Source organism: Candidatus Manganitrophus noduliformans (assembly GCF_012184425.1).
GTDB lineage: Bacteria > Nitrospirota > Nitrospiria > SBBL01 > Manganitrophaceae > Manganitrophus > Manganitrophus noduliformans.
On sequence record NZ_VTOW01000001.1, the window covers coordinates 473,153 to 490,082 of the forward strand.

Annotated in this window: 18 protein-coding genes; 12 read left to right on the plus strand and 6 right to left on the minus strand. The window is 61.5% G+C overall.

Going from position 1 to position 16,930, the window contains the following annotated elements:
* Positions 1-42: 42 nt before the first annotated feature.
* The 6 genes from MNODULE_RS02250 to MNODULE_RS02275 all read right to left on the minus strand — a co-directional run bounded on the left by MNODULE_RS02250 (position 43) and on the right by MNODULE_RS02275 (position 6,059).
* Positions 43-489 (minus strand): protealysin inhibitor emfourin, encoded by a 447-nt coding sequence (locus tag MNODULE_RS02250; protein WP_181070909.1) that lies wholly within the window; start codon positions 487-489, stop codon positions 43-45.
* A 28-nt stretch (positions 490-517) separates the two neighbouring features.
* Entirely contained in the window at positions 518-1,615 is a 1,098-nt protein-coding gene (locus tag MNODULE_RS02255) for a M4 family metallopeptidase (protein WP_168057866.1), read from the minus strand.
* A 220-nt stretch (positions 1,616-1,835) separates the two neighbouring features.
* On the minus strand, positions 1,836-2,822 hold the full coding sequence (locus MNODULE_RS02260) for a peptidoglycan-binding domain-containing protein (protein ID WP_168057867.1): 987 nt from the start codon (positions 2,820-2,822) through the stop codon (positions 1,836-1,838).
* A gap of 26 nt (positions 2,823-2,848) precedes the next feature.
* Positions 2,849-5,113 (minus strand): S8 family peptidase, encoded by a 2,265-nt coding sequence (locus MNODULE_RS02265; RefSeq protein WP_168057868.1) that lies wholly within the window; start codon positions 5,111-5,113, stop codon positions 2,849-2,851.
* Between the two features lie 69 nt (positions 5,114-5,182).
* Positions 5,183-5,506 carry a carboxypeptidase-like regulatory domain-containing protein gene (locus MNODULE_RS02270; protein WP_168057869.1) on the minus strand — a complete coding sequence of 108 codons (324 nt, stop codon included), beginning with the start codon at positions 5,504-5,506 and terminating at the stop codon, positions 5,183-5,185.
* A gap of 13 nt (positions 5,507-5,519) precedes the next feature.
* Positions 5,520-6,059, minus strand: a complete 540-nt coding sequence (locus tag MNODULE_RS02275) for a hypothetical protein (protein ID WP_168057870.1) — start codon at positions 6,057-6,059, stop codon at positions 5,520-5,522.
* A 420-nt stretch (positions 6,060-6,479) separates the two neighbouring features.
* Here MNODULE_RS02275 and MNODULE_RS02280 point away from each other — a divergent pair, with 420 nt between their 5' ends.
* The 12 genes from MNODULE_RS02280 (at position 6,480) to MNODULE_RS02335 (ending at position 16,879) form a co-directional block, all read left to right on the plus strand.
* Complete coding sequence (locus MNODULE_RS02280; RefSeq protein WP_168057871.1) at positions 6,480-6,782, plus strand: class I SAM-dependent methyltransferase; 303 nt, start codon at positions 6,480-6,482, stop codon at positions 6,780-6,782.
* Between the two features lie 2 nt (positions 6,783-6,784).
* Entirely contained in the window at positions 6,785-7,003 is a 219-nt protein-coding gene (locus tag MNODULE_RS02285; RefSeq protein ID WP_168057872.1) for a hypothetical protein, read from the plus strand.
* Between the two features lie 67 nt (positions 7,004-7,070).
* Complete coding sequence (locus tag MNODULE_RS02290; RefSeq protein ID WP_168057873.1) at positions 7,071-8,948, plus strand: phage tail sheath subtilisin-like domain-containing protein; 1,878 nt, start codon at positions 7,071-7,073, stop codon at positions 8,946-8,948.
* Positions 8,949-8,971: 23 nt separating this feature from the next.
* On the plus strand, positions 8,972-9,472 hold the full coding sequence (locus tag MNODULE_RS02295) for a phage tail protein (protein WP_168057874.1): 501 nt from the start codon (positions 8,972-8,974) through the stop codon (positions 9,470-9,472).
* A gap of 9 nt (positions 9,473-9,481) precedes the next feature.
* Positions 9,482-10,393: a T4 family baseplate hub assembly chaperone gene (locus MNODULE_RS02300; RefSeq protein ID WP_168057875.1), complete on the plus strand. Its 912-nt coding sequence runs from the start codon at positions 9,482-9,484 to the stop codon at positions 10,391-10,393.
* On the plus strand, positions 10,390-11,361 hold the full coding sequence (locus MNODULE_RS02305; RefSeq protein WP_168057876.1) for a hypothetical protein: 972 nt from the start codon (positions 10,390-10,392) through the stop codon (positions 11,359-11,361). Before MNODULE_RS02300 ends, MNODULE_RS02305 begins: the two co-directional genes overlap by 4 nt.
* Positions 11,362-11,368: 7 nt before the next feature.
* A complete protein-coding gene (locus MNODULE_RS02310; RefSeq protein ID WP_168057877.1) occupies positions 11,369-12,187 on the plus strand; it encodes a Pvc16 family protein in 819 nt (272 codons plus the stop codon).
* A complete protein-coding gene (locus tag MNODULE_RS24540; protein WP_168057878.1) occupies positions 12,184-14,418 on the plus strand; it encodes an ATP-binding protein in 2,235 nt (744 codons plus the stop codon). Before MNODULE_RS02310 ends, MNODULE_RS24540 begins: the two co-directional genes overlap by 4 nt.
* Positions 14,415-14,666: a hypothetical protein gene (locus MNODULE_RS02320; RefSeq protein ID WP_168057879.1), complete on the plus strand. Its 252-nt coding sequence runs from the start codon at positions 14,415-14,417 to the stop codon at positions 14,664-14,666. The genes MNODULE_RS24540 and MNODULE_RS02320 overlap by 4 nt, the downstream gene beginning before the upstream one ends.
* 9 nt (positions 14,667-14,675) lie before the next feature.
* Positions 14,676-15,335: a CIS tube protein gene (locus MNODULE_RS02325; protein WP_168057880.1), complete on the plus strand. Its 660-nt coding sequence runs from the start codon at positions 14,676-14,678 to the stop codon at positions 15,333-15,335.
* Between the two features lie 54 nt (positions 15,336-15,389).
* Positions 15,390-15,674 (plus strand): LysM peptidoglycan-binding domain-containing protein, encoded by a 285-nt coding sequence (locus tag MNODULE_RS02330; RefSeq protein ID WP_168057881.1) that lies wholly within the window; start codon positions 15,390-15,392, stop codon positions 15,672-15,674.
* Entirely contained in the window at positions 15,674-16,879 is a 1,206-nt protein-coding gene (locus tag MNODULE_RS02335) for a phage late control D family protein (protein ID WP_168057882.1), read from the plus strand. Before MNODULE_RS02330 ends, MNODULE_RS02335 begins: the two co-directional genes overlap by 1 nt.
* Positions 16,880-16,930 lie beyond the last annotated feature (51 nt).

Below are 16,930 nucleotides of genomic sequence, written 5' to 3' on the forward strand. Positions count from 1 at the left end.
CAAGCGCCCTTTTCATCACGGTACCACAAACGAAGCGGCTCCTCAACCGGTGCGCGCCGTCTCCCTTCTTGCGGCCTCGTTCAGCCACTCTATCAGCGGTCTTAATTGCTCCGGAGCGGCGGTCTCTGTGGTGCGGACGCGGTGTTGCTTGCCGTCGATCTCGACGGTAATGCTGTAGCGGAATTCGTCGGGCCGGGCCGGGCCGGGAATCTCCTCCGGAAGGCCGAAGAAGCCGGCGCGGTCGATCAAATCGCGAAGGCGCTTTTCTTCCTCTTCCGGGAGCGACTCCGAATCGATGACGGCGGCCGTCCGCATCCCGGCCAGCCCGCCGGAGCGCACGAAGCGGACCTGCACGTCGCGCTCCTTCCGGAAGAATTCTTCCCCTTCAGGGCCGAGGTTTTTTCCGCAGCCTTGAAGGGCGATCAGAAGGGAAAGGAGAAGAGCGGGGAAGAATGGTTGGATAGAGTTTTTCGGCCGATGATCCTCCATGTTCCTCGCGCCTCCGGTCTGCGGGGATTCAGGCTGCGGCCTTTTTCGCTTTTGCCTCGATATTAATCCCGACCTGGGACCAGCCGTTTTTCACCGCTTGCTGTTCCTTGCTCCCCGGACCGAAGAGCTCGCCGGCTACCTGGAAAGTATGATTCGCAGCGCTCTGAAACCCCGAGTTCCATCGAATTCGATCCCGCAGGGCGACATACCAGATCATCCCCGCTTTTTCCCAGGCGTGGCCGCCAAGCTCCGTTGCCACTCGGTAGAAGGCATGGTTCGGGATCCCGGAGTTAATGTGAACGCCGCCGTTGTCTTCCCAGAAGGCGAGCTTCTTGTAATCTTTCATGTGAGCCGGCTGCGGATCTTTTCCGAGGACGGGATCATCGTAGGCGCTCCCCGGCGCCTTCATCGACCGGATTGCGGCTGCATTCACGTTTGAGGTGAAGAGACCCTCTCCGATCAGCCAGTCGGCCCGGTCGGCGGTTTGGTTTTGGGTCCGCTGCTTGACCAGCGAGCCGAAGACATCGGACATCGACTCATTCAGCGCTCCCGATTGAAACCGGTAGGCGAGGTTCGCCTCAAATTGCGTCACGCCGTGGGTCAGCTCGTGCCCGATCACATCGATCGAGGAGGTAAATCGGTTCCAGAGGCGATCTTGCTCCGGCATGTCTTCGTCGCCGTCTCCGTAGACCATCTGCTGGCCGTTCCAGAAGGCGTTGTCGTAGCCTTTGAGGAAGTGGACGGTCGAGATCAGCCTCATTCCGCGGTCGTCGATTGAGTTTCGCTCGAAGATTTCGATGAAGAGATCGTAGGTCGCCCCCGCGCCGTCGTAGGCTTCATCGACGGCGGGATCGCCGGTCGGTAGGTCCCCCTCGTTTCGGACCAGCTTCCCGGGGAGCTCGTCTTCCTGCTGCGCGTCGTAAACCGATCTTCCCTTGGCGCCGATGAGGGGGGTCATCAAAAGCGGGGCGATCGGCGCGAGCGCTTGGCGATGTCCGCGGATCTGATCGGAAATGGATAACGCGCGCCAGGCCGACGCCTTCTGATTTGAGTTGCCTCGCTCCGCCACGTTCCGGAGGATGTGAGGTGGAATGATACAGTAAAGCGGGTTGCACCGATGGGTCATCGCAGTCCCTCCTTCTGTTTAGGTTTGATGGGGCCGCTCCGCGCCAGGACCTTCCTTTGCTTCTAAAGAAAGATTCCGGACGGAGGGGTGGGAAAAACGGCGGAATCGGCTCCCGCCGGTGGGTCGCTAAATAGAAAGTCTACGCTTTTAAAAGGATCAAAATCAAGAAGGGGAGATCTCTTCGGATGAGGTCTTTTTCGAGTGAGATGATTGGAGTATCTTACCGAATCCCGCCCCGCTCCTTCATCGAGGCCTCCCGCAGGCCGATTCCGTATTGGCCCTCCAGATCGATCTCGGTTCCATGGACCCGGCCGGCTCCGCGGGCGCAGCAAAGTTTGCGGGCGCGGACATCCTCCACCCATCGCGGATTCGCCGCCTCGGCGCGGCGGTTGGCGATGATCGTCATCCGGGCCACCTCGGTTTCCTCTTCATCCAAGTTGGGGTCGATCTTCTCGCAGTCGTGAAGGATCTGGGCGCGAACGATGTTGGAGATGCTGCCGTTCTGGACGACGATGTCGAACATCAACGCCACCGCCCGCTCCGACCAGAGCTTGTAGGACCTGCAGAGCTTTTGGGCCGACTGATAAATGGTCTCTGCGTGGGCCGCCTCGATCTCTTGAAATTCAGGCATCCGGCCCAACCCTTTGAGGAGCCCGCGCCACGGTTCGAAGATCGTGTGCCGGATCGGGTCCTGGACCGATCGCGCCCAGGCGATCTGCTCGGCCCGGTCGGCCTTGAGGAAGGTGACGAACAAAGGATAGTTGTTATGGAGGAGTTCGCGAAGTCGCTTCGGATGTTTCCGATTCATCTCCGCCAAGAGCGGCTGCAAGCTCCCCTGGCCGAGATTCCACTGAAGGACGCCGAAGCTGATCCCTTGCCCGTCGAAATCGCCCGAGAGGCCGGCGAAGCAGTCGGGGACGGGGGCGTTCGTTTCGAACGTTCCCGTCAAGGCCAAACAACGGTAGGCGAGCGATTTTTGAAGGATCGCCGGGGGCGGAATCTCCTCGGCGAACAGAAGCGTCCAGCTCTGTTGTCCGACGATGCCGTCGATTGTAAGCCGCTTGGCCTTTTGAAACAATTTGACCGCGCTCTCGGTCCCGCCGCCGAAGTCGCCGTCGACGGGGCCGCGATAATAACCGAGCTCTTTTAACCGCGCCTGAATCCGCTCGACCTCGGGACCTTTGGAACCGCGACGATAGAAAGGCATTCTGATTTACTCCTCACCTGGTTTTCTTATGTTTCCGCCAGCATCCTCACCAGATTCGGCATGCCGGCGCCTTGATGGTAGCGGTCTCTTTTCAGATCGGTGCAGTGCGACAGCAGGAACGCTTTGACCTGATCGGGCCGGCCGATGAACTCGCGGCGGGAGGAGAGAAAGGCGGCGACGATCCCGGAGACATGCGGGCAGGCCATGCTCGTCCCGCTCATCGGCACATAGTGGGTCGCCGGTCTTTTCGCGGCGAACCGGGCGTTGCAGGAGACGATCCGCTCGCCCGGCGCCACCAGATCGGGCTTCGCCCGGCCGTCGGCGGTCGGGCCGCGCGAGGAGAAATAAGAGATCCCGTAGAGGTGCGGCTGCTCCTTGTGGACCGATCCGACGGCGATCCCTTCGTCCAGATTGGCCGGATCGCCGATCGAGAGATCGAGGTTCAACTCCTGCTGCCCCGCGAAGGTCTCGATGATCAGCCGTCCCTCGTTCCCCGCCGCGATGCAGACGACCACCCCCATCCGCCAGAGCCGCCGCAGCTCCCGGCAAAGGGGGGAGAAGCCGGTGCCGTAGACGGTCGGATCGAACGGGCCGCCGAGGCTGAGGTTCACCCCGTGGATCACCAGACTGGGCGAGGCCTCGTTAATGCTGGCGATGTGGTCGAGGGCCTTGATTACCCACGAGTCGCTCCCCCGGCCGTCGTCGTCGAGGACTTTGTAGATGTGAAGCTTCGCCTCCGGCGCCATCCCACGGTAGAGGGCGTTCTCGCCGGTCCCGCTGCCTGCGATGATCCCGGCGACGTGAGTGCCGTGCCCGCTTCCGTCGCCGACGTCCCCGGTCTTCGGCATCCTTGGAGCGCCGATCCCGGTGCAGTCCCATTGGGCGGCGATGTTGTTGTAGGTTTTGAAGTGCGGATGGTCCGCGGCGATACCGGTGTCCAGCACCGCCCAGGTGATCCCGCGTCCGGTGGCGCCGTAGCCGAGCTGGGCGGTATAGGCCTGGACGACGTGGGTCGATTTGTCGAGCAGCGCCCGCTTCTCGCTGTTCTTCCAGATTCGGGCGATTTGGAGCTGCGGGTGCCGCACCGCCAGGGTGTCGATCTCGATGGAGGTCAATTCGGCCGCCACGAAACGCCTGAGCGGATCTATCTTCGCGGCGCGCTGACGGTCCGTCAGCCGCGTCAGCTCCTCGATCAGATTCTTTCGCTTCTCTTCGAGCGTTTTTCCGGTCATCTCCTCCTTCAATTCAATCAGGACGGGGAATCGCTCGGTCGGGTCGGCCATCTCGGCCGCGAGGTCGCGCGCCACGATGAAGGGCGAGAGCGGCTCGGCGAAGCTCGATCCTAAAATTTTCCTTACCGTCGTCTGGACATTTTTCGTGGCGAGATAGCCGGTCGCCGAGTGGGGATTGAAGCCGCTCAACCGAAGCGTGTCGCGGTTAATCACGATGTCGTCGTCGATTTTCCCGGTCGGGGCGAACTCGCCGGAGAGGGACTTGTCGAAGGCGACCGGATCGAGCAGGTCGGCGAAGTTGTCCCACTGCTTCACCGGCGCCGGAATCCGAACCGGTTTTCGAAGATTGTCTTGGACCTCGTCGATTCCGAGCGGCGAGCCGAGGGTGATGTAGTAGGGGGTCTGGGCGCCGCTGCCGGCGGTCAGCTCCCTCATGATGTCGTAGGAGATGACCGTTCCGAGGCTGTGGGCGATCACGAAGTACGGTCCCCCCTCCGGGTTCAAGAGAGACCGAAACCGTTCCTGAATCGCCTTGCGCTGCTCCTGATTGTAAAAATAGGCGGCGACATCTTCGATGAACTGCTTGGTGATCCACTCGGTCGCCGAGCGCCGGATCCAAGGGGGGAGGATCTTCGCCTGGACATCTTTCACATCCAGTGTCCCATCCTGCGCTCTGATCTGATCTTTCTTCGACTGATCGAGCATCCGCTTGGCGAGCTTCTGGGCGAACGCCTCCGCGTCTTTGCCATACGGCGCGAGCCGCTTGCTTTCGTCGATGATCTCCTCGTCGGAGCGGGGGCGGTAGCTCTCCGAAAGGATCATCGCCTTGGCCTCCGTCATCGTAGAGGGGAGCGGCTGCGGATAGCGGATGTCGGCCCAATACGCCATCCGGGTGCGCGATCCCATATCGACCCCGAAGAGGGCCATGTCCCACTGGCGCTTCAAGACCGCCGGGGCCGGTTTGTTCGCGATCCCATGGATGTAAATGATGCTGAGGTTCGATTGGTCTGCAGCGGCTTCTTTCGCCGTCACCCCTTTTTTCTTCGGTCTCTTCGCCATGCGAGCTCCCCTTGTCTGCGTGAGTGAGAACAGTTTTGATTCGCCTCTGTTTTTGCGGAATAGCGCCGGTCATCTCCCCTTCCGCGAGAGTTGAATCTCCTTGACCGTCTCTTGATCCGTCTCGACCACCTCCCGATAGAGGAGGGTGGTTCCTTGATACACCTCCAGCAGGTATCGGCCCCTCTCGATGTCGGGAAAACGGAATCCCCCCCGCTCGTCGGTGGTGGTGGCCTTCTCCGGCCGCCCCGCCGCTTTCGGCGGGATCAGCCGGACCGTCAGATCGGAAATCCCCTCCCGGCTTCTCTCCTCGACGACGCGGCCGTTGAAATCAGCGGCGAGCGCCGGGAGGGGGAGGGTGAGAATCAGCAGCGTCAGGAAAAAGCATCGGCTCATCTCGACCCCCTTTTTACTGAAATTCGGGAGGGACCGGCTCTACCCGGGCCGGCTCGAATTGCTCCTCCGCAGAAAGCAGAAGCTCTTTATCCGGCAGCTGGATCCTGCCGTCTTGCCGCCGTCTCAGGTCGGCCCGCTCTTCGAGGACGAGGTTCCCCGCCATGTAGAGGATTTTATACTCTCCCGGCGCGTTCTCCACCACCGGCACCTCCAGGCTGAAGCCGCGGCTCTCCAGGAGCGAGTCGGATCGGATCACGGCGTAGACCTGCACCGGGAAGGTGCTCGCCTTGACGTTGCCTTGAATCCGGATCTCCTCGGCGAACCCGGCCGACTTCACGATCGGGTAGATCAGCGGGACGAAGCCGAGGGCAAAGAGGACCAGCGCCGGGAGATTGGTCTTGAACTTCCCGATCGGGGTCTCGATCTCGGTCACCTGCTTCGATTCTTGATCGATATAGATCTTCTCTTTGTAGATCAGCCAGATCCCCCCGGCGACCATGATCAGGCCGGCCAGCGAGCTGAGATAATAGAGGGGGATAATCCTGGGGTCCATGATGCCTCTTTTCCTCTCGATCAACGAGCGGTATTTAAACCGCCCGGCAATATCAATGCAATCCTTCCGCGCTTCACCGCTTTCTTCCGGTGGGAAGATGATCCGGACCCCGTCGACAAGCGAGTAGATCACGATCGGATAGGGGAAAAGCAACTTTGGTGCCGATGTAATCAGAAATGAGCACCGCTCAAAACGACCGGAGGTCAGCGCTTCCTCTTTACCAAAGGTGGGGCTCTTCCGCCCCAGTGGGTGGGACAGAGAGGCGCCACTTTTAATTCATTTTCAATTGAAAAAAAACACCGGCGGGTAAGCGCTTTCCTTAACAATCATCCGATTATTCCAGGTGAGGATCGGTCCCGTTCGGTCTGTTGCGGGGAGCGGCCTGCCTTTTGCTAAATCTTCTCTCTTCGAGAGGGAACGATGCTGGACCGCGACTTGACACGGAAAGAGGAAGAGACCGCTCGACGACTCCTCAGCTACCTCCTCAGACATCCGGAGGCGAGGGATACCCTTGAAGGAATGACGCGGTGGTGGCTGTTGGAGGAGGAGATTCATGAGCGACTGGTGGAAATCTCACAAGGGCTCTCGTCGCTGGTTAAGCAGGGACTGATCCTGGAGGAGCATCGCGGCGCATCGCTCCCTCTCTATCGTTTGAATCCGGATAAGAAGGACGAGGTCAAGGCGCTCGTGGAGCGTCTTTTCCCCCTTCGAAGGGAGGTTTAGAGATGCCGATAAATATTACAAACCGATCCAAACAGTTGCTCGTTATCCCCCTCAACAGCGGCGCCACCCTCCATCTGGCCCCCGGAGAAGAGGCGGGGGGGATCGATCCGATCGAAACCAAAAACAATTCAACCCTTGAGAAAATGGCCCAGCGGGGATGGGTGTCGGTGGCCGAAACGGACGAAGCCCCCAAGGCGAAACGGGGAAGGGGTCGAGGATAGATCACTTGGCGCAATTCATTTGAATCGGGGATTCCCGCGGGCCGGGATTTCTCACAGGGAGGGATAGATGGAAAGACTGCATCCGGGTGTCTACATTGAGGAGGTCCCGAGCGGGGTTCGTCCGATCGAGGGGGTCAGCACCTCCACGGCGGCGTTTATCGGAAAGGCCGAGAAGGGACCGCTCGACCGGGCCTTGATGGTGACGAGCTTCATCGAGTTTCAGGCGACTTACGGCACATTTCAGAACGACAGCTACCTCGCCCACGCGGCGCTCCAATTCTTCAACAACGGAGGAAAGCGGCTCTACATCGTCCGGGTCGCGAACGGGGCGGTGGCCGCCGATGTGGCGATCGTCGATCGAAAGGGGACCCCCGCAAAGACCCTCACGATCTTTGCCAACAGCCCCGGCGCCTGGGGGAACGCGCTCGACATCGATGTCGCCGACGGCGCGCAGGATTCGGGGAACGAATTCAAGATCACCGTCAAGCTCAATGGAACCCCTCTTGAAATCCACGACAACCTCAGCATGAATCCCGACGCGACGAACTTCGTCGAAAATGTCGTGACGGCCAACTCCAAGCTGATTAAAGCGGTGGTCGATCCGGCCAACGACACGACCAACCGGGGAACCAGCGTCAGCGGCGCCTCCCCGGCGACCACCCTCCCCGCCGGCAACCGGAAGATGGTGGTGAACGTCAACGGCGACGGACCGCAGACGATCACCCTGGCCAATCCGCTCACCACCGGGGGGGAGATCGCCACCGCGATCGAGACTGCGGTTCGGGCGCTGGTCCCGCTCCGGGGATCGACGCCGACCGCCGCGTTCACCGCCTTCACCGCCGGGTTTGCGACAGGGGTCTACACCCTCACCTCCGGCGCCGGCGGAAAGCGCTCTTCGGTCCAGGTGACCAATGCCCCGTCGGAGAACGGGGCGACCCTTCTCAAGCTGGGGAGAAACAACGGCGGAGTCGAACAGGCCGGCGCCGCCGTTCTTCGCCCGGCCGTCGGAGCCAACTACCATGTCGGCGATGCCGCCGTGGCCGGCAACGTGATCAGCGCCACCCTCGGGAGCGACGGGATCACGCCGCAGGAGATCGACTATCAGAACGGCTTCGCCCTTCTCGACGTCCGGCGGGATGTGAACATCGTCGCCGTGCCGGGGATCGGCTCGAAGACGATGGTCGACTTCGGCGGCAACTATTGCCGCAACCGCCAAGACTGCTTCTTTGTGGGGGACATGGGGGCGGCCGACGATACCAAAGAGGAAGCGCAGGCCTTCGTGACCGGTCTCACCGTGAAGAGCTCGTATGCCGCGGTTTACTTTCCCTGGCTCAAAGCGATCGACCCGACCGGGGTCTCGCCGGAGCCGATTCTCCTCCCCCCTTCCGGCTATGTCGCCGGGATGTACGCGCGGATCGACTCCCGGCGCGGCGTCTGGAAGGCACCGGCGGGAACCGAGGCGAATATCGGCGGGGCCGTGGGGCTGACCAAAGAGATCACCGACGCCGAGCAGGACACGTTGAACCCGATCGGGGTGAATGTGATCCGGGTCTTTCCCGCGTCCGGCATCGTCATCTGGGGGGCGCGGACCGTCGCGACGCAGGCCGATCCGGAGTATCGCTACGTTCCGGTCCGGCGGACCGCCATCTTCATCGAGCAGAGCATCTACAACGGCATCCAGTGGGCGGTCTTCGAGCCGAACGACGAAGACCTCTGGGCGAGCCTGCGCCTGAACATCGGCGCCTTTATGATGACCCTCTTCCGGGCCGGCGCATTCCAGGGGGCGACCCCGTCGCAGGCCTTCTTCGTGAAGGCCGACAGCCAGACGACGACCCAGGCCGACATCGATGCCGGGGTGGTCAACGTGATGGTCGGCTTTGCGCCGCTGAAGCCGGCGGAGTTCGTGGTGATTAAGATCAGTCAGAAGGCCGGGGAGTCGGCGTAATCATCTGAAGGAGGAATACATTCATGGCCAAGTTCACGGTCAACACGCATCGGTTCGATCCGTATCGCAATTTTAAGTTCAAAGTCAAAGTGGATAATCAGTATGTCGCCGGCTTGAGCAAGTGCAGCTCGCTCAAGCGGACGACCGAAGTCACCCCTTGGCGGGAGGGGGGCGATCCCTCCACCAGCCGCCAGCTTCCCGGGAAGACAAAATACGAGGCGATTACATTGGAGGCCGGCGTCACCCACGACACCACCTTTGAGGATTGGGCCAATCTGGTCCACAACTTCCAGGGAGACGCGTCGGGGTCGCTGAAGAACTTCCGGAAGGACATCGCGATCGACGTCTTCAACGAGGCGGGCCAAAAGGTTTTCTCGTACAACGTTTTCCGTTGCTGGGTCTCGGATTACCAGGCCCTTCCCGACCTGGATGCCGGCGCCAACGCGGTCGCCATCCAAACGATCAAGCTCGAGAACGAAGGATGGGAGCGGGATAAGTCGGTGACCGAGCCGACCGAGAAGTAATCAAATCAGATGTCAGACCCGATTGAACGTCCTGAAGAAGGGCTCTTCCTTCTCCCCGGAGGATATCTCGATCGTGATGGAACGCTGCATCGGGAGGTGAAGCTTCGCCCCCTGACCGGTCGAGAGGAGGAGTGGATCGCCGATCCGGCGCGGGAGTGGACCGAGGCCGCGCTCGTGACGGCGCTGCTGCGCCGTTGCGTCGAGCGGATCGGCCCGGAGCGGCCGACCGAAGAGACGATCCGCTCGCTCACTGTCGGCGATCGCGACTATCTGATGTTACGGCTTCGGCAGATCACCTTCGGGAAGGGGGTGGAACTCACATTGGTCTGCCCCCGATCCGAATGCGCCAAGAAGATGGACATCGATCTGGCGCTCGACCAGATCCCGATCGAGCCGAAGCCGGTCGCACCCCGCTATGCGATCTTCCTCTCGGAAGAAGGTGGCCCGCCGCGGGAAGTTGTCTTCCGGATTCCGAATGGCGCGGACCAGGAAGCGGCGCGCGGGTGGTCCCATCTCAACGAGCGGGAACGGGTCAATCATCTCCTTGCCCGCTCCCTTCTGAAGATCGGCGAGGTCGATGCGGTCACCCTCGACGCTGTGTCGCGGCTGTTGGACGATACAGTGGAAGAGATCACGGCGGCGATGGAACGCGCCTCCCCTCTGGTGGATGCCGAAATGGAGGCGCGCTGCCCGGAGTGTGGCCATCTCTTCACACACCGGTTCGAGATTGTCCCATTCTTCTTGAATGAACTTCTTCGGGGGAGGACGCAGCTGGAGCGGGAGGTTCACCTGTTGGGATTCTACTATCATTGGCCGTTGCGGGAGATTCTGGGGATGACCCGGCGGAAACGGCATCGTTATCTTCGGCTTCTCACCGACGAGCTCGATCGGAGAGGCCGTCCCGCCGTGGAGGTCGGATGAACCCCTTCTTGAACCGGGTTTTGGCGCCGGGGTTGCGCCGGGTCGGATCGGGGCTTGCGTACCCTCGACAGGCGGCGCCTCCGATCGTCGCGCCTGCGAACATGGAATCGACTCTCGAAGAGAGCGTCGAAGGGGAGCCGGCCGCGCCGGGCGCTTCGCCTCCCTTTTGGGAGGATGCGGAGGGAGGGGAGCGTTTTGAAGTCGCGTCGATCGAGGAGAGAGCGTCCCTCCCGCCGTCCCCCTCGTCCCCACTGTCCGATCAATCGGACGAGACGCACGCAGGTGAACGGGCCGCTGCGCCGGAGCCCTTGTCCCCACAGCGGGAGCTGGAAAGGGGGCTGTTTTTAGAAGAGACGGCTCCGATTCGACCCGCTCCATTCGCTCTTCCTCCGATCACAGAGGAGCGGCCGAAGCCGATCATGGAGAGCCTCTCTTTTGAGCCGGTCGAATTTAACCGGGCCGTTCATCCGTCGCAACGGCGGTTTCAGCCGACCGGAGAAAAGCGGAGCGCGGGCGAGGGATCGGCCCAACCGGAACAAGGCCGCGCGGAGCAAGCTCGCGGTCCCGATCGGCCGGCAAGAGAGATCATCTGGGAGGTTGTTCCGGCAGACCGCAAGGATTCCGCTCCCAAGGAAAAGCTTCATCAAGCGTTCCTGTCGGGAAATCAACCATCCAAAGCGCGACCCGCTGACCCGGCGCACCCCTCTCCGGCGGAACGTACCGAGAAGGACGAAAGAACCGTCGATCTCTCTCCGAAGGCGCTGTTCATTCCGCCGCGTGGAGCGATCCTTCCGCGGCCCGCGGCCAGAGCGAAAGAGGAGAAGGGGGACTTGATCATCGAGCAGCTGGAAGTTCGGGTGGTGGCCGAGCCGGAGCGGAAACCGGAGCCTCCGAGAGCACGGCCGGAGGCGCCGAAGCGCTCGGGCGCCTGGGAGACGGCGGCCCGGTATTATCTCGGAAAGGTGTGAGACGACGATGAGCACCACCATCGGAAAAGTGACCGAGTCGTTGAAGAATCTTCTCGTCGGCGAGATGGTTCCGGCGACGAATGTGTCGCTGATCTCTCCCGGCGACACGAGCGGGCAGAACAAGCGGATCAATCTTTTTCTCTACCGGGTCATCGAGAACCCGCACCTGAACAATCGCGATTGGCAGCCGAAGCGGGGAACGACGAACCAGCTCGTCGCTCCACCGCTCGCCCTGAACCTTTTCTATTTGATGACCCCCTTTTCTCCCCTCGATCCGCAGACCGGCCTGGCCGATGCGCACGGACTGTTGGGGGAGGCGATGCGGGTCCTCTACGAAAATGCCATCATCCCTCAGACCTACCTCGAAACGGGCCTGCAGGAGGGGGAGGTGAAGGTGACCCTCCTTCCGCTCGATCTCGAGCAGCTCAGCAAGATCTGGACGGCGCTGAACAAAGATTTCCGTCTCTCGGTCGCTTACGAAGTCTCATATGTGGAGGTTCCGGCGGAGCAAGAGCGTCCGCTGCCGAAGCGGGTCACGCAAGTCGAACTCGATGTCCGCGCGCCCTTTAAGCAGCCGGTCCTTCAGGGGATGTCCCCTCTTTCCGGTCCGGTCGGGACGACCCTCCAGTTCACCGGGACTTTCCTGCGGGGATGGAAAGCGACGGTCCGCGTCGGCGGTCGGATCGCGGTGGAAGATCAGATGCTCTTCGAGGATCAACTGTTTGTGGCACCGGTCCCGGCGGGACTGACGCCGGGGGTCTATGAGGTCGAAGTGAACGTAGCGAACCTCTCCCGGCTGCGGGAGGTGTTTGAGGTGGTTCCATGAGAGCGACTAAGAGAGCGACCAAGGCCGCGTCGTTCCGCGACAGCCGGGAGTACCTCGCCGCCGAGCTCGACTGGCTCGATCGGGCGTTATCGCTCCTGCTTCACCTCTTCCATCGACGCGAGGCAAAAACGGAAGGGCAGGGGCTTTTTCTTTCGCAGAAGGAGGCCGAGCGGCTTCTCTCTCAAAACCCTCCGGCGGATGAACCCGACGCCGAAGCGCTCCGCGCCTCGCTCGATCGGTCGCGAAGAGAGATCGTCTCCAGAAGAAAGGCGAGTCTGGAAGAAGGGGTCTATCTTTCCCTCCCTCACCTCGCGCATCTTTTCCATCTCTCGCCGGTCGAGGAGACCGCCCTTCTTGTCTCCCTTGCGCCGGAGCTCGATCCGAAATATGCCAAGCTCTACGCCTATCTTCAGGACGATTTGACACGGAAGTTCCCCAGCGTCGATCTGATTCTGACGATCGCCCGGCTGCAAGGAGCGGTCGGCCCGCAGGGGCGTTTTTTCTTCTCCGCGCAGGCGCCGCTGCTTCGCTGGCACCTTCTCCACCCGGCCGGGGAGGCGGGGCTCCCGATTCCTCGGTTGAATCAAGGGCTCGTTCTTGACGAGCGGATCGTCGCCTTTCTCCTGGAGATCGCGCAGTTCGATGCAAAGGTCCTCCCCTATGTTCAGCCGCTTCGCCGGAAAGAGCGGGCCCTTCCGTCGCCCGCCGCGGAGGTGGTCTCCCAGCTGCAAGGGTTGATCACGTCACAGTTCCAGCAACAGAATGCCCCCCGGCGAAAAGTCCTCGCCTACTTCTACGGACCCGGCGCCCCCGATGGGCGGGGGATCGCCGAGCAGCTCTGCGAAACATTGAAGATCCATCTGATCGAGGTCGATCTGGCCGCGCTGCATCAGGCCGGGCTGGCCGGCGCCCTCCCCTTCGCCGAGGGGCTTCGACGGATCGTCCGCGAGGCGTTGCTGCAGCCGGCGGCGCTTTATCTCTCCGGCTTCGAGAAGTGGCGGGAGGAGGGAAAAGGGGATATCTCCGTGATGGAATCTCTTTTGCGGGAAGCTTCCTGGCTCACCTTCATCGAGGGGACGGAGCCGCGGGTGCCGGGGGCGATCTCTGAAGAGAGCCTTTTTCTCCCCTTCGCCCTCTCCCTCCCCGACGCTCACCGCCGGATCGAGGGGTGGAGAGGATTGATCGACCGGGCGCCGACGACGATCGGGAAAGAGGAGATCGAATCGCTCTCGCTCCGGTATCGGCTGACCCTGCGGGAGATGGAGGAGGCGATGTGCCTTGCCCGGGATCGGGCGACTCTCCGCTCCCCCGCGCAGGCGGAGGTGACGTGCGACGACCTTCTCTGGGCCTGCCGCGAGCGATCGCAGGTTCACTTCGGCGGCCTGGCGCGGTCGATGACCCCCCGCGCTTCCTGGGAAGATCTTGTCTTGCCCAACCCCCTCCTCCAGCAGCTTCGGGAGATCGTCTCCCAGGTCCGCCATCGACCGCAGGTTTTGCACGATTGGGGTTTTGAGAAGAAGCTCCTCCTCGGAAAGGGGATCTACATTCTCTTCATGGGGCCGAGCGGGACCGGAAAGACCCTGGCGGCCGAGGTCTTGGCGCAAATGTTGGGACGGGATCTTTTGAAGGTCGATCTCTCGGCGGTCGTCAGCAAATATATCGGCGAAACCGAGAAGAATCTCCAACGGATCTTCTCGGGGGCCGAGCGGTCGGACGCGATCCTCTTGTTCGACGAGGCCGACGCCCTTTTCGGAAAGCGCTCCGAGGTGAAGGATGCCCACGACCGCTATGCCAATATCGAGGTCAACTATCTTTTGCAGCGATTGGAGGAGTACGAGGGAATCGTCATCCTGGCGACCAACTTCGCGCAAAACATCGACGACGCCTTCTCCCGGCGAATCCAGATGAGCATCGAGTTCCCCTTTCCGAACGAAGCGTCGCGCCTGGAGATCTGGAAGAAGCATCTTCCGAAGGAGGCGCCGCTGGCGGAGGGGGTCGATCTCGAATATCTGGCGGGTCAATTCAAGATCGCCGGCGGGAATATCCGGAACATTGTTTTAAATGCGGCGTTCCTGGCGGCGGAGGCGGGGGGGCCGATTCAGATGGTGCATCTTCTTCAAGCGATTCGAAGGGAATATGAAAAGATGGGGAAACTCTTCTCCGAGTCGGAATTCACCCTTCCCCCGGCCCTTGCAACCGAGCGGGCCGTCCCCAAGAGGAGCGCCAGATGATCCGGATCAAACGAATCAAGATCACTTACGATCGCGTTCCGCTCGACCCGCGGCAGGCGGCGATGCTTTCCAAACAGGTCCTTTCCCAGGTTCAGAAGCAGCTTCAAGGGGCCCCCCCCGGGAGAATCGAGCGGCTCTCCCCGCCGGCGGTCCGAATTTCATCGGAGAGCGCCGGCAAACCGGAAATCGTCCGGCGAGCCGCGGGGGCGATCCGCGAAGAGGTCGCCCACCGGCTCAAAAGAAAATAGGAGAGAACGATGGCAAACGGATTTTCCAATCAACCGAAGGTCTTGAAGGGGGCCTTTGTCGATTCCAATCTGCTCGCCTTCCCGCCGCTGATCGTCCCTTTCCAGTTCAACCCGGAGACGATCACCCGGCGCAAGGGGATCAGTGTGACGGCCCCTCCTTCCCGACGGGGGAGAGAAGAGGAAGCCTCCGAAAGCGAGAGCCTCGGGGAGGCGCAGACGGTCCATACCAATCCGGAGAGCTTGTCGTTGGACATCCGACTCGACGCGACCGATGCCTTGGAAAAAGGCGATCCGATCGCCGGGGAATTCGGCGTGCTCCCGGCCCTTTCGGCGCTGGAGATGATGGTGATCCCCCGGTCGGAATCGGTTTTTGCGGGACTGTTGGGGCTCTCGGCCGATTTCGGTTTTGGAGACCGCCAGAGCCCGCCGGTCGTCATCTTCATCTGGGGCCGGCAGCGGATCAATGCCGTCCGGATCACCGATCTGAATATCCAGGAGACCGAGTACAATCCGAACCTCAACCCCGTCCGGGTGACGGTGGGGGTCAGCCTCCAGGTGATCGGCGGGCGGAACCCATTCAACATCTTCACGCAGGCGCAGCGGGAGCTGCTGGCGGCGCTGAATTTGGCGAACGCGCCCGATTTAGCGAAGTCGATCATTAATATTTGATGGGTTGTAGGAGGCGTATCGCAATACGCCCTTACCGGAATAGAGGGATGATCTATGATCTACAAAGGCTCGCGCTACACCCGGACAGAAGTCATCGCTCCCGAGAACGCCGAGGAGAAGACGCCGCGAGTGCTGGAGATCCGGGAGATTCCGAAAACCCCCGGCGTCTTCGAGCACATCGTCAGCGAGGGAGAACGGTTGGATCATCTGGCGCATCGGTTCTATACCGATCCGAAGAAGTATTGGCTGATCTTGGACGCAAATACGGATGAGTTAAATCCGTTTCATCTCCTCAAGCCGGGCCGGCGGATCCGTGTCCCGCAGAATCGGATTGTGTAATGGAAATCAAAGAAGTCGTCACCCTCTCGATTAACGGGGAAAAGCAGGACGATCTCATTCCCGATCTGATACGGATTGAGGTGGAAGAGGATGTCGACGCCGCCAGCGTCTTCCGGGTCGAGATCGCCCTCAACGTCGAGCGTGACGGAAGCTGGAGATACATCGACGAGAAGGAGCTCTTTCGGGTCTGGAACCGGGTTTCGATCGAGGCCGGCTATCCGGAGAGCGGCATCGAGACGCTGATCGACGGCTACATTACCCACATGAACGTAAACCTCTCCGGCGATCCGCAGGAGTCGACGCTGGAGATCTCCGGGATGGACGCGAGCGCCTTGATGGACCTGGAGGAGAAGCAGCTCGCCTGGCCGAACAAAAAAGACAGCGAGATCGCCCAGCAGATTTTCGGCGACTATGGATTGAGCTACGAGGTGGAGGACACGGTGGCCCGGCTGGAGGAGACGGTCTCAACCACCCTTCAAACCGAAAGCGACATCCGGTTTCTCCGGCGGCTGGCGGCGCGGAACGGGTTCGAATGCTTCGTCCAAGGGAGCAAGGGGTACTTCAGAAGCCCGACGCTCGAACTGCCGCCGCAGAAAATTCTGGCGATCCAGTTCGGCGAGGAGACGAACCTTGTGAATCTTCGCTTTCGCGTCGACGGCACCGCCCCGACCCATCTTGAAATCCGCCGAATCGATCCGTTCGAGAAGGAGGAGGCGCGGGAAGAGATGACGGAGAGCCCCCGGCGCAAGCTCGGCGAGACCGGCTTGGCTGATCTCCAGTCGGGGGCGCGCGCCGGGCGCCTCCTGCTGAAAAACCAGATCGCCGCGTCGTCTCAGGAGATGCGGGGGCGGTTGCGCGAAGGATACCGGGGGGGCGATCGGTTTGTTCATGTCGAGGGGGAGATCGACGCGCGGATCTACGGCGCGGTGTTGCGGCCGAAGCGGCTGGTGACGATCAAAGGGGCCGGCGAGCAGTTCAGCGGACTTTATTATGTGACCCGCGTCCGTCATGCGTTCACTCTCGACGGCTACACACAAAACTTCGAAGGGGGAAGGAACGGCGCGGGATTGACCGGCGACGAGGTTTTCGCCGCAGCGGCCCTCCCGATCGCGATCGCGCTCCCCGGCCTTGGCGGCGCCTCGGTCGAATCGGGCAACCGCGTTCTTCCGGCGCAACAAGAAGGATCGACGATCCCAGGAATTTGATTTTTGTAGGGGCGACCCGACGGGTCGCCCACATGAAGGGCGAGGCACCGC